Here is a 12,211-nt window from a genome sequence, read left to right on the forward strand (position 1 = left end):
GGGGGTGGGTCGACAGGGCCTCTCAACCCGTTCCGGCCGTCGGGGGGAGTCGGCCGGAACGGGGGCTCTATGGTGTCGCTCGACGCTCGCCCCACGTGCTTGCACACGGTGAGCGTCACAGCTCCACGGTATTGCTCTCAGTGAACACTAGCAAGTGTCCGTGCCGTGGAAGGCTCGGCCGAAGGTGCGGCCAAGCCTTTGATCATGTGTTGATCAGGCGGTGCTGACGGAATGTCAGGCGGTGCGGGCCCGGTTGCGGGCGGCGCGGCGCTTCATCGCACGACGCTCGTCCTCGCTCATGCCGCCCCAGACGCCGGCATCCTGGCCGGTCTCCAGTGCCCACTGCAGGCACTGCTCCATGACGGGGCAGCGGCGGCACACGGCCTTGGCTTCCTCGATCTGCAGCAGAGCAGGACCGGTGTTCCCGATCGGGAAGAACAGCTCCGGGTCCTCTTCGCGACAGACAGCGCGGTGGCGCCAGTCCATGTTCGTCCAACTCCTCCGGTCGGCGGGCTGTGGCCCGGTCGACGCAATCGTGGTGGCTTGTGAATGTGAACGCTTTCACGAATCCCGCAACAGCAAAAGGGACCAAAGGCCCATGAGGCCCGGGTGGTCTGTGCAGAAGTGGGGTTCGGGCGGATCAAGGGAACTGTCGCGGTATGTCCCGCTGCGACGTGTCCCGATCGCCATGTAGAGGTTCGCAAACCTCGGGCTCGGATACAACCCCCTTCGGCGAGGAATTTTTGATTCTTCGGTGTCGCCTAGCTCACAGCCCGTACTTCTATGGGGTGAAGGGGGCTTGTGCGTTCGAGAAGAAGGGCGGGGGGCCCTTCTGGTCACACAATCACACGCAGTGCCCGCCGAACGCCTGTGAAACTGACGCGACTCCTGTCTCCAAGGTGGTCCCCGTCGACCTGAAACGGGGCCGGTTCCTGTGAAACCAAGGTGAAGTGTCGGACGTCGTGATAGGAGACGAGGTGCTTGCCCGTAGGGCCGACCGGCCCTGTGGCGCCGTCCGCAGGCGTGTGCGAGCGCAGAATCTGACGCACCGTTCGAGCCGTGCCGAACGCGGTCATTCGAGTGATGCCGAAGATGTCGAGGTCGCTGTCGAAGGACGCGGAGGGGGACGGAAAGACCGGCCGGTTGCCCAGAAAGGTCCACGGCGAAGTGTTGGAGATTATCGCCAGCACCAAGCCCGGCACGGATTCCTGGCCGTTCAGCTCCAGCGTGATGGGGCCGTTTCTGCGGTGCTCACGCTCCGTCACGTAGTGCCGCAGCGCCTGGCCGACGTAGAGCCCGTGGGTGGACCTCCGTCCGGCCCGCCGCTGGGCCTCCACCCGGCCGACCACGCCCGCGTCGAAGCCCAGGCCGGCCGTGAAGGTGAACCAGCGGTCCGGCAGGCCCTCGGTCATCGCCTTGCCCAGGCTGACCGCCCGCTCACGCCGGTGCTCCAGGGCGTCCAGGAGTGCGCCGGTCGCCTCCACCGGGTCGTTCGGCAGACCGAGCGTGCGGGCGAACACGTTGGTCGAACCGCCGGGGACGATGGCCAGCCGGGGCACCCGGTCGGACGGGCCGTGCGTGAGCAGCCCGTTGACGATCTCGTTCACGGTGCCGTCGCCGCCGAGCGAGACCACCAGGTCGAGCCCGCGCTCGGCCGCCTCCCGGGCCAGGTCACGGGCGTGGCCGCGGTACTCGGTGTGCGCGACCTCCAGCGCCAGGTCGCTGCGCAGGGCGTGGGTCAGCACGTCGCGGGTGCGTCCACTCGTGGTGGTCGCCTTCGGGTTCACGACCAGGAGAGCGCGCATGGCGCTCAGCCTACGGGGCGGTGATCCAAGCGCGGCGGCTACCCTGCTGGAGTGACCGCTGAATCCATCACCCCAAGCCCCGCCCGGCCCACCGCGCTGCTCGTCGGCGCCGCGATCACCGCGCTGCAGGGCGCGGCGCTGGCCGGCTGGGGCCTCTACGACATCGTGGCCGGCTTCCTCTGGGACGCACCGGCGCAGGGCCGCAGCGAGCTCGGCGGCGTGATCCTGCTGCTGATGGGGGCGCTTCCGATCCTGGCGGGGCGCGCGCTGCTGAAAGCGCGCCGGTGGGGGCGCAGCCCGGCCGTGCTGACCAACTCGATCTGCCTGCCGGTGGCCTACTACATGTGGCAGAACGGCGGCACGATGCAGGTCGCCGGGGTGGCCGTCGGGCTGCTCGGCCTGGTCGGGATCGGCTCGCTGCTGAACCCGAAGGTGACCGAGGTGCTCTACGCGCCGACCGCCGACTGACGTACGACACGGCACGGCCCGGCACCCGTCGAGACGGGGTGCCGGGCCGTGGTCGTTCCTACTCCTCGACCAGCAGCTTCTCGCGGAGCTGGGCCAGCGTCCTGGCCAGCAGCCGGGAGACGTGCATCTGGGAGATCCCCACCTCGGCCGCGATCTGCGACTGGGTCATGTTCCGGAAGAACCGGAGCACCAGGATCTTCTGCTCCCGGGGCGGGAGTTGGGCCAGCAGTGGCTTGAGCGACTCCCGGTACTCGACGCCCTCCAGGGCCTCGTCGGTGGCGCCCAGGGTGTCCGCCACGGCGGGCGACTCGTCGTCGCTGTCCGGGACGTCCAGCGAGAGGGTGGAGTAGGCGTTGGCCGACTCCAGGCCCTCCAGCACGTCCTCCTCGGAGATCCCGAGGTGCTCCGCCAGCTCGTGCACGGTGGGGGAGCGGCCGTGCCGCTGGGACAGCTCGCTGGTCGCCGTGGTGAGCGAGAGCCGCAGCTCCTGGAGGCGGCGGGGCACCCGGACCGCCCAGCCCTTGTCCCTGAAGTGGCGCTTGATCTCGCCGACGATGGTCGGGGTGGCGTAGGTGGAGAACTCGACCCCGCGCTCGTGGTCGAATCGGTCCACCGACTTGATCAGGCCGATGGTGGCGACCTGGGTCAGGTCGTCCAGCGGCTCGCCGCGGTTGCGGAACCGCCGGGCCAGGTGCTCGACCAGCGGGATGTGCATCCGGACCAGCTGGTTGCGCAGCTCGACCCGCTCCGGCGAACCCTCCGGCAGGCCGGCCAGTTTGACGAACAGCGCCCGGGCGGCCTCCCGGTCCGGCGCGCCGGAGCGGTGCACCTGGACGGGGACCGCCGGGCGCACCTCCTCGGTACCGGCCGCAGCCGGCGGCTGCTCCGGCGTCGGCGACGGATCGTGCGGCGGATCGGTCGGCTGGCTCATCCGATGGGTGTCCTTCGGGTGCACGTCGGCGGTGGCGGTTCGGGCGGGCTGCGGGGGGACGCCACTCACCTGGGGCGGCAGCGTCACGTCGGCGGTGGCGATGGCCGGGCTTCCGGCAAGGCCTGTGCGGTCGAGATCACTCACGGCGGTCACCCGTTCCGTTCCGGGAGCACTTCACATGGGGTGTACCGCGGTGCGGTACGGGGGAGCCGTACGCGCGGCACGTGGGGTGCCGGGCGTACGGCTTCGCGGGTGGGCCTCACACCGGCGGCTGTCACACCGCTGCCGGTGCTCCGCCGCGCTTCTTGTGCAGACTGATGCTCACCGTCTTGTCGGCGGCCACCGAGGACTCCACCTCGCCGGCCAGTGCGGAGAGCACCGTCCAGGCGAAGGTGTCCCGCTCGGGGGCCCGGCCGTCCGTGGTGGGGGCCGCGACGGTGACCCGCAGCGAGTCGCCCACCAGCCGGAATTCGCAGCTCAGCACGGAGCCCGGGACCGCCTGCTGGAGCAGGATGGCGCAGGCTTCGTCCACCGCGATCCGAAGGTCCTCGATCTCGTCCAGGGTGAAGTCCAACCGGGCCGCGAGACCGGCGGTCGCCGTCCGCAGCACCGAGAGGTACGCCCCTGCCGCGGGCAGCCGGACTTCGACGAAGTCCTTCACGCCGGGATCGCCGTCGATCTGGGACACCCTCACCTCCTGGGTGACGCAAGGTGCTTGCGGCTCGGGAGCCGCGGCACTTCCTGTTGCTCGGTTCAACTGCTTCGCCCCAACTGTCCAGAGGGGTGGTGCGGTACGTACCGGTCATACCCACACCGGAGAGGTCGGAACGCCGCGCATCCGCCCGTGACGTTACCGCTATCCACCGACGCTTGTCGCGATCCGGGACGGTCGTCACGGGAACGAGCTAACCTGTTCGAACTCCGGCGGGCGGTACGGCTACTCGGAGCCGAGCGCGGCCAGCGCCCCGTCGGTCAGCCGGTAGACCGACCAGCCGTCCATCGGGACGGCGCCGAGCGAGCGGTAGAAGCCGATCGAGGGCTCGTTCCAGTCCAGCACGGACCACTCCAGCCGGGAGTAGCCGTTGCGCACGCAGATCCTGGCCAGCTCGGTCAGCAGGGCCTTGCCGTGGCCGCCGCCGCGCGCGCTCGGGCGGACGTAGAGGTCCTCCAGGTACACCCCGTGGGTGCCGCGCCAGGTGGAGAAGTTCCGGAACCAGAGCGCGAAGCCGACCGCCTCGCCGCTCTCGTCGTCCTCGGCGATCAGGCCGAAGACGGCCGGGGCGGCCCCGAACAGCGCCTCGGTCAACTGTTCCGTGGTGGCGACGGCCTCCTGCGGGGCCTTCTCGTAGTCGGCCAGCTCGCGGATCAGGTCGAGGATCAGGGGGACGTCGGTGACTGCGGCGGTGCGGATCATACGGGCGAGCCTACTCGGGGCCCGACCGGGAGCGGAAAGGCGATTTCTCACACGCGTGCCCGGCCGCTCGGGGAGCGGCCGGGCACAGGAGCGTGGGCTCCGGGATCAGGCAGCGGCCTTCTTGGTCTCCCAGAAGATGCTGTCGATCTCGGCGATCAGGTCCAGCAGAGCCTGGCCGGTGGCCGGGTCGGTGGACGCCTTGGCGGCCGAGGCCGCCTTGCCCGCGTTGTTGAACAGCTCGTGCAGCTGCGGGTACTTCTCGAAGTGCGGGGCCTTGAAGTAGTCGGTGTGCAGCACCGAGAGGTGGTGCTTGACCAGCTCGGCCCGCTCCTCCTTGATGACGATGGCCCGGGCCCGGAAGACCGGGTCCTCGTTGGCCTGGTACTTCTCCTGAGTGGCCTTCACCGACTCGGCCTCGATGCGGGCCTGGGCCGGGTCGTACACGCCGCAGGGCAGGTCGCAGTGGGCGTGCGCGGTGACGCGCGAAGCAAACAGACGCATTGGGAGTCCTTCCTTAGATCGTCTTCCCGCGCCTGAGATTACCCTCAGAGGGTTGGTTTGGGTGTGCGGAGGGGGGAGTCGGGGTGACGGGGCGACAGCAGGGCGGTGGCCTGGTCCCGTTCGGGGTGGTCGTGGTGGCCGGACCCTCGATGCGGCCGCGGCTGCGCGACGGCGACCTGGTGCTGGTCCGGTACGGGGCGCGGCTGCGGCCGGAGGCGGTGGCGCTGTTCCGGCACCCCCGCCGGCCGGAGCTGCTGGTGCTCAAACGGGCGGCGGAGCGGCGGCCGGACGGGTGGTGGATGCTCTCCGACAACCAGGGCGTGCGCAGCGACAGCCGCGAGTACGGGCCGGTGGCCGAGGAGTTGGTGCTCGGGCGGGTGGTGGCCCGGCTGTGGCCCCGGCCGGGCCGGCTCGGCCGGTACCGGCCGGTCGATCTGGACCTCTGACGCCCGGTCAGGCCGCGGTGCCGGCCCGGCGGGCCTCCTCGCGCTTGCGGGCCCGGTACGCCGCCACGTTGGCGCGGGTGGCGCAGCGGTCGGAGCAGTACCGGCGGGAGCGGTTGGTGGAGGTGTCCAGGTAGGCGTTCCGGCAGGGCGCGGCCTGGCAGATGCCGAGCCGGTCGGCGCCCAGCTCGGTGAGGTGGATGGCCAGGCCCATGCAGGCCACCGCGGTGAAGTTGGCGGCGGCGGTGGGGGCGTTGTCGGCCAGGTGCAGGTGCCAGCGCGGCCGCCCGGCGTCGTCCAGGTAGTCGTGCCCGGAGACCAGCGGGCTGACCGGGTACTCGATCATCAGGCTGTTCAGCAGGTCGACCCCGCGCACCTCGTCGCCCTCGGCGGCGGCCTCGAAGACCCCGCGCAGCCTGGTCCTGACCGCCCGCAGCCGGGGCAGGTCGGCCTCGTCGGCCAGCCCGGCGGCCCGCGACGACGGCCCGAACAGCGCCCGCACCGCCTCGACCGAGGTGAGCGCGTCGGTGCCCCGCTCGGGCTCCTCGCTGTTCACCAGCCGAACGGCGAAGTTGGCGTACGCGGCGAGCTCCACGGGGGGTCCTTCCAGGGGCGGTAACGGCTGAGCTGCCCCCAGGGTATTACCTCCGGCGGGAACGCGGCAGGCGCCCGGCGATCCGGGGATCGCACGGGCGCCTGCCGCGTTCCGTCTCAGAGCACCTTGGAGAGGAAGGCCCTGGTCCGCTCGTGCTGCGGGTCGGTGAGCACCTCGCGCGGGTGGCCGGACTCGACCACCACGCCGCCGTCCATGAAGACCAGCGCGTCGCCGACCTCGCGGGCGAAGCCCATCTCGTGGGTCACCACGATCATGGTCATGCCCTCCCTGGCCAGGTCGCGCATGACGTCGAGGACGTCACCGACCAGCTCAGGGTCGAGCGCCGAGGTGGGCTCGTCGAAGAGCATCAGCTTGGGCTTCATGGCGAGCGCCCGGGCGATCGCCACCCGCTGCTGCTGGCCGCCGGAGAGCTGGGACGGGTAGTTGTCGGCCTTGTCGGCCAGGCCCACCCGCTCCAGCAGGGCCGTCGCCCGCTGCCTCGCCTCGTTCTTGCTCTCGCCCTTGACCTGGACCGGCGCCTCGATGATGTTCTGCAGCGCGGTCATGTGCGGGAAGAGGTTGAAGCGCTGGAACACCATGCCGATGTCCTGGCGCTTGACCGCGACCTCACGGTCCTTCAGCTCGTAGAGCCGGTCGCCCTTCTGGCGGTAGCCGACGAGCTCGCCGTCCACCGACAGGAAGCCACCGTTGATCTTCTCCAGGTGGTTGATGCAGCGCAGGAAGGTGGACTTGCCGGAGCCGGACGGACCGATCAGGCAGAACACCTCGCCCTGCCTGACCTCCAGGTCGATGCCCTTGAGCACCTCGACCTGCCCGTACGACTTCCGGACGCCCTCGGCCTTGACCATCGGGTGCCCGGGCCGGTCCTGCTTGGTCAGCTCGGTCATGAGAAGTTACCTCCGCCGTGCACCCCGGGGTTGACCACCGGCGCGGCCGGCGGGGTGTGCCGGCCCTGGAACAGTGCCCTTATCCGCTGCAGCGGGGTCGGCGGCAGGGCCCGGTTGCTGCCCCGCGCGTAGTACCGCTCCACGTAGTACTGACCGATGGTCAGCACCGAGGTCAGGAACAGGTACCAGAGGCTGACGGTGATCAGCAGCGGGATGGTCTCGAAGGTCCGCGAGTAGATGTTCTGGCCGGCCCGGAAGAGCTCCTCCAGCGCGATCACCGAGACCAGCGAGGTGGTCTTGAGCATCGAGATGGTCTCGTTGCCGGTCGGCGGGATGATCACCCGCATCGCCTGCGGGAGCACGATCCGGCGCATGGTGGTGAACCGGCTCATGCCCAGCGCGTGCGAGGCCTCGGACTGGCCCTCGTCCACCGACTGGATGCCGCCGCGGACGATCTCCGCCATGTAGGCGGCCTCGTTCAGGCCGAGCCCGAGCAGGGCGGCGGTGAAGACCGGGATCAGCTTGTTGGTCGGCTCGGACCAGAACTCCGGGCCGAACGGGATCCCGATCGACAGGGTCGGCCAGAGCGCGCCGAGGAAGTTCCAGAACACCAGCTGGACCAGCACCGGGGTGCCGCGGAAGATCCAGATGTAGAGCCAGGCCACGCCGGAGAGCAGCGGGTTCGGCGAGAGCCGCATGACGGCCAGCAGCACACCGCCGACCAGGCCCATCACCATGGACAGCGCGGTCAGCTCCAGCGTGACGACCAGGCCGTTCAGGATGCTGGAGTCGAAGATGTACTTGCCGACGACATCCCATTGGAATGCCTTGTTGTAGAACAGGGCGTGGAGCAGCATCGCCAGGAGTACCAGGATGACGACTGCTCCGGCCCAGCGTCCGGGGTGGCGGACCGGCACGGCCTTGATGTTCTCGGGCCGTGCCGGCTGCTTCGCCACCCCCTGGTCGGGAGAGTTCACAGGGGACCTTCGGGGAGTGAGGTCTGACGACGGGTCAGCTGGTGGCGCCGTTGATCACGGACTTGTCGACCGCACCGGCGTCGACGCCCCACTTCGACAGGATCGACTTGTAGGTGCCGTCCGCGATCAGGGCCTGGATCGCGCCCTGCACGGCCTTGGTGAGGTCCGAGCCCTTCGCCACCACGACGCCGTACGGCGCGCTGTCGGTGGTGCCGCCGAGCTTCTCCAGCTGGCCGTTGGTCTGCTTGATCGCGTAGTCGATGACCGGCGAGTCGGCCATCATGACCTGGTCGCGGCCGGAGACCAGCGCGGTGGTCACGTCGGTCTGCAGGTCGAACTTGTCGCCGTCGTTCGGGACGGTGGCCTTGCCCGCCTTGGCGCAGGCCGGGTTGATGGTGTCCTTGATCGCGTCGGCCTGGGTGGTGCCGGTCTGGACGGCGATCTTCTTCCCGCACAGGTCGTCGGCGTTGACCTTCTCCGGGTTGCCCTTCTTCACGGCGGACGAGGTGCCCGCGGTGAAGTAGGTGACCATGTCGACGGTCTGCTCGCGCTCCTTGGTGTCCGTGAACGAGCTCATGCCGAGCTGGAACTTCTTCGCGGAGATGCCCGGGATGATCGCGGTGAACGGGGAGTTCTCCACGGTCGCGGTCAGACCGAGCTTCTGCGCGATGGCGTTGGCCAGGTCGACGTCCATGCCGACGATGTTGCCCTTGTCGTCCTTGAACTCGTTCGGCGCGTAGGACGCGTCGACCGCGACCACCAGCTTGCCGGAGGACTTCACGTCGGCCGGGACGAGCGCGGCCAGTGCGGCGTCGGCGGTGACGGCCTGGACGGATCCACTCGGGCTCGCGGCGCCGCTCGGCGAGGAGCTGCCGCTGCTGCCGCAGGCGGTGAGCAGCAGCGAACCGGTCGCGAGGACGGCGCCGGCGGCGAAGAGGCGGGTGCGCGGGTTACGGACGGTCATGGGGGGAGTCTCCTCCTGTGGGAGAGGCTGGGCGGAGCGCGCCGCGGGGGCGGCGTACGGGTGCCGGGGCTTGTCGCCACCCTCCGCCGAGGTGGGCTGAAGCGATCCGAGTTGGTGGGAATCCTGCCATCAGGGGTCAGGGATCGGGTCACTATTCAGATCAAAATCGGATAACGAGGGGTCAGAGTGTCCGCTATCCGGACCAATCCCGTGCCCCTGTCACTCCGCGTATAAGTATGCAGACCAATCGGCCGCAAACGGTCAGAACCCGCCGTTGGCGACGGCGTTCTGCACCGCTCCGTCCGAGACGTTCCACTGGGCCAGGATCCGGTCGTACTCGCCGCTGCGGATCACCCGGTTGAGCGCCTTCAGCAGGGCCTCGCGCAGCTCTGTGCTGTCCTTGGTCAGCGCGATCCCGTACGGGCTCGGCTGCAGTTGGGCGCCGACCACCTGGAAGGTCTTGCCGCCGTCCCGCTGCTGCGCCACGTAGGCGGCCACCGGGTAGTCGTTCAGGTCGGCGTCCGCCCGGCCGGCCGCCAGCTCGGCCAGCGCGAGGTCGTCGTTCTCGAACAGCTTCACCTTGAGCGGCTTGCCCGCCTTGGTGCAGGCGGCGTTCTGCCGGTCGATCACGCCCGCCTGGGTGGTGCCGCGCTGCAGGGCGACGGTGTGCCCGCACAGGTCGTCCAGGCCGGAGATCGCCTTGGGGTTGCCCTTGCGGACCAGGATCGAGGTCCCGGCGATGAAGTAGTCGGCGAAGTCCAGCCCCGGGCCGACCGGGCCGCCCGCGTCGTCGGTGCCCTCGCGGCGCTGGCGGTTGTCGCTCATCGCGGACATCACCACGTCGTACTGCTTCGCGTGCAGACCGGGGATCAGCTTGTCGAAGGCGGTGTCCACGTACTCGACCCGCAGGCCGAGCTCCCGGCCGACCGCCTCGGCGATGTCCGGGTCGATACCGGCCGCCTGCTGGTCGGTCCCCTTGAAGTCGACCGGGGCGTAGTTCAGGTCGATGCCGATCCGGAGCACACCGGCGGCCTTGATCCCGGCCGGGACCATCGAGCGCGGGTCGTCGGTGGGCTTCTGCCGGTCCTGCTCGCCGCCGCACGCGGTGAGCAGGAGGGCTCCCGCCGCCACGGCCGCTCCGCAGCGGCCGATCTGACGAGGTATGAGGGTGGTTCGCTGCATGGTCGAGCTCCTCCTGTGGGAGAGGGGTTCCACCCGGACCGCCGAGCCGGGCGCGGGTGTGCGCCGGACCGGAGGGACCGCGCCGACGTGTGCGCGGACGGTCCTGGTCGGTGGCCGGAACAGGGATCCTGCCATCCCGCCCTGCCGGATCGGGTCTCGGATGTGTCAGAATCGGGTATCGGGTGACCCCCGATCAGAACCCAGACCGCCAGGTCGCGACAGACCTGGGGCGCGCAGAACCGGAAGTCGAAGACGCCGACTCCGGATTCGAGGCGCCACCTCCCCTCCGAGTCTGGTGTTCACTCCTGCGGGTGTGCGCGCATGCTCGCCGTTGTCGGTGCAGGGCCCCCGGAACTTCCGATTTCAGGGGTCGTCAAGTGCCCCTAGCGGCGAATGACATGCGCGTTAAAAGGACAAGAAGGCATAGGTGCGATGCCTCAGTCCGACCTAGGCTCATGCTCCGGTACCGACCGGACGATGCCTCGGCAGACCGGAAGCACAGCGCAGAGACACCCAAAAACCCTCATTCGAGGGCGTTGCCCGACGGCAGTGCCCCGACCCCGTTCCGGGCCCGCTTCGGCGGGGTCCGGGATTTTTCGGTATCCGAACGGGTCGGTCGTCCGTCGGCCCGCCCTCGCTGATCATGACGAAGAGGTCATCGTGGCAGCGGAGATCATCCACAGCAGCACTCAGGACACCTACGACCCGGTCGACGCCGTGTTCGCGCTCCACCGCGGCGGCAAGATGGAGATCCGGGCGACGGTGCCGGTGCGCGACGCGGACGACCTGTCCCTCGCCTACACCCCCGGTGTCGCCAAGGTCTGCACCGCCATCGCCGAGCGGCCCGAGCTGGTCAACGACTACACCTGGAAGTCCAACGTGGTCGCGGTCGTCACCGACGGCACCGCGGTGCTCGGCCTCGGCGACATCGGCCCGGAGGCCTCGCTGCCCGTCATGGAGGGCAAGGCGATCCTGTTCAAGCAGTTCGGCGGCGTGGACGCGGTGCCGATCGCGCTGGCCTGCACCGGTGTCGACGAGATCGTCGAGACCGTGGTCCGGCTGGCGCCCTCCTTCGGCGGCGTCAACCTGGAGGACATCTCCGCCCCGCGCTGCTTCGAGATCGAGCGCCGGCTCCAGGAGGCCCTGGACATCCCGATCTTCCACGACGACCAGCACGGCACCGCGATCGTCTCCACCGCCGCGCTGTGGAACGCCGCCAAGGTGACCGGCCGGGAGATCGGTTCGCTCCGCGCGGTCATCTCCGGCGCCGGTGCGGCCGGCATCGCGATCGCCAAGATGCTGGTCGCGGCCGGCATCGGCGACGTGGCCGTCTGCGACCGGCGCGGCGTGGTGTACGAGGGCCGGGGCGACCTGACCGACGTCAAGGCGGAGATCGCCGCCGTCACCAACCGGACCGGGCTGAAGGGTTCGCTGGCCGACGCGCTGGCCGGGGCGGACGTCTTCATCGGCGTCTCCGGCGGCACCGTCCCCGAGGACGTGGTGGCCACCATGGCCGAGGGCTGCTTCATCTTCGCGATGGCCAACCCCAACCCGGAGATCCACCCCGAGGTCGCGCACCGCTACGCGGCGGTGGTCGCCACCGGGCGTTCGGACTTCCCGAACCAGATCAACAACGTGCTGGCGTTCCCGGGGATCTTCGCGGGTGCGCTCCAGGTCCGGGCGACCCGGATCACCGAGGGGATGAAGCTGGCTGCGGCGAAGGCGCTGGCCGCGGTGGTCGCGGACGAGCTGACGCCGCAGAAGGTGATCCCCTCGCCGTTCGACGAGCGGGTCGCGCCGGCGGTCACCAAGGCGGTCGCGGAGGCTGCCCGCCGTGAGGGCGTCGCGCGGCTCTAGCTTTTCGGCAGGGCGCTCGGTCCTACGGTCCAGGGGCTGCGCTGTAGGCAGGCGCTCCGGCGTCTACGGTCCAGGGGCTCGGGGAACTGCGAGGAGATCTGGCGTGCGGGTCACTGCGAAAGTGCCTGACCGGCTACGCGACGATCACCTCTTTCGAGGTCGGCGT

The 12,211-nt window shown here is 69.9% G+C and carries 14 protein-coding genes; 3 read left to right on the forward strand and 11 right to left on the reverse strand.

Annotated elements, in window-relative coordinates; translation table 11 throughout:
* Nucleotides 1-234 precede the first annotated feature (234 nt).
* The gene (locus OHV05_RS21865) at nucleotides 235-486 is read right to left on the reverse strand and encodes a WhiB family transcriptional regulator (RefSeq protein ID WP_014138019.1); all 252 of its coding nucleotides are present in this window, start codon (nucleotides 484-486) and stop codon (nucleotides 235-237) included.
* 350 nt (nucleotides 487-836) lie between these two features.
* The gene (locus OHV05_RS21870) at nucleotides 837-1,805 is read right to left on the reverse strand and encodes a diacylglycerol/lipid kinase family protein (RefSeq protein WP_405019172.1); all 969 of its coding nucleotides are present in this window, start codon (nucleotides 1,803-1,805) and stop codon (nucleotides 837-839) included.
* Nucleotides 1,806-1,856: 51 nt separating this feature from the next.
* Here OHV05_RS21870 and OHV05_RS21875 point away from each other — a divergent pair, with 51 nt between their 5' ends.
* Nucleotides 1,857-2,273 carry a hypothetical protein gene (locus tag OHV05_RS21875; protein WP_405019173.1) on the forward strand — a complete coding sequence of 139 codons (417 nt, stop codon included), beginning with the start codon at nucleotides 1,857-1,859 and terminating at the stop codon, nucleotides 2,271-2,273.
* Between the two features lie 58 nt (nucleotides 2,274-2,331).
* Here the strand turns inward: OHV05_RS21875 and OHV05_RS21880 are convergent, their stop codons facing one another.
* From OHV05_RS21880 to sodN, 4 genes are all read right to left on the reverse strand, one after another.
* A complete protein-coding gene (locus OHV05_RS21880; RefSeq protein ID WP_405019174.1) occupies nucleotides 2,332-3,348 on the reverse strand; it encodes a SigB/SigF/SigG family RNA polymerase sigma factor in 1,017 nt (338 codons plus the stop codon).
* Nucleotides 3,349-3,478: 130 nt separating this feature from the next.
* Nucleotides 3,479-3,892 (reverse strand): anti-sigma regulatory factor, encoded by a 414-nt coding sequence (locus OHV05_RS21885; RefSeq protein WP_403034815.1) that lies wholly within the window; start codon nucleotides 3,890-3,892, stop codon nucleotides 3,479-3,481.
* A 249-nt stretch (nucleotides 3,893-4,141) separates the two neighbouring features.
* Entirely contained in the window at nucleotides 4,142-4,618 is a 477-nt protein-coding gene (locus OHV05_RS21890; RefSeq protein WP_405019175.1) for a GNAT family N-acetyltransferase, read from the reverse strand.
* A gap of 105 nt (nucleotides 4,619-4,723) precedes the next feature.
* Nucleotides 4,724-5,119, reverse strand: coding sequence for a superoxide dismutase, Ni (sodN, locus tag OHV05_RS21895; protein WP_403034819.1), 396 nt, complete (start codon nucleotides 5,117-5,119; stop codon nucleotides 4,724-4,726).
* A gap of 83 nt (nucleotides 5,120-5,202) precedes the next feature.
* Between sodN and sodX the strand changes: the two genes are divergently transcribed.
* Nucleotides 5,203-5,565 carry a nickel-type superoxide dismutase maturation protease gene (sodX, locus tag OHV05_RS21900; RefSeq protein WP_405019176.1) on the forward strand — a complete coding sequence of 121 codons (363 nt, stop codon included), beginning with the start codon at nucleotides 5,203-5,205 and terminating at the stop codon, nucleotides 5,563-5,565.
* Nucleotides 5,566-5,572: 7 nt separating this feature from the next.
* On the opposite strand, the gene OHV05_RS21905 is transcribed toward sodX, so the two are convergent.
* The 5 genes from OHV05_RS21905 to OHV05_RS21925 form a co-directional block, all read right to left on the reverse strand.
* The gene (locus OHV05_RS21905; protein ID WP_403034824.1) at nucleotides 5,573-6,157 is read right to left on the reverse strand and encodes a CGNR zinc finger domain-containing protein; all 585 of its coding nucleotides are present in this window, start codon (nucleotides 6,155-6,157) and stop codon (nucleotides 5,573-5,575) included.
* Between the two features lie 116 nt (nucleotides 6,158-6,273).
* On the reverse strand, nucleotides 6,274-7,065 hold the full coding sequence (locus OHV05_RS21910; RefSeq protein ID WP_405019177.1) for an amino acid ABC transporter ATP-binding protein: 792 nt from the start codon (nucleotides 7,063-7,065) through the stop codon (nucleotides 6,274-6,276).
* Nucleotides 7,062-8,042, reverse strand: coding sequence for an amino acid ABC transporter permease (locus tag OHV05_RS21915; RefSeq protein WP_405019178.1), 981 nt, complete (start codon nucleotides 8,040-8,042; stop codon nucleotides 7,062-7,064). Before OHV05_RS21915 ends, OHV05_RS21910 begins: the two co-directional genes overlap by 4 nt.
* A 34-nt stretch (nucleotides 8,043-8,076) precedes the next feature.
* A complete protein-coding gene (locus OHV05_RS21920; RefSeq protein WP_405019179.1) occupies nucleotides 8,077-9,006 on the reverse strand; it encodes an ABC transporter substrate-binding protein in 930 nt (309 codons plus the stop codon).
* 261 nt (nucleotides 9,007-9,267) lie between these two features.
* Nucleotides 9,268-10,188 (reverse strand): ABC transporter substrate-binding protein, encoded by a 921-nt coding sequence (locus tag OHV05_RS21925; protein ID WP_405019180.1) that lies wholly within the window; start codon nucleotides 10,186-10,188, stop codon nucleotides 9,268-9,270.
* Between the two features lie 660 nt (nucleotides 10,189-10,848).
* Here OHV05_RS21925 and OHV05_RS21930 point away from each other — a divergent pair.
* Nucleotides 10,849-12,045, forward strand: a complete 1,197-nt coding sequence (locus OHV05_RS21930; protein WP_405019181.1) for an NADP-dependent malic enzyme — start codon at nucleotides 10,849-10,851, stop codon at nucleotides 12,043-12,045.
* The last annotated feature ends 166 nt before the right edge of the window (nucleotides 12,046-12,211 follow it).

This window comes from Kitasatospora sp. NBC_00070, from assembly GCF_045041205.1.
In the GTDB taxonomy this organism is placed as follows: domain Bacteria; phylum Actinomycetota; class Actinomycetes; order Streptomycetales; family Streptomycetaceae; genus Kitasatospora.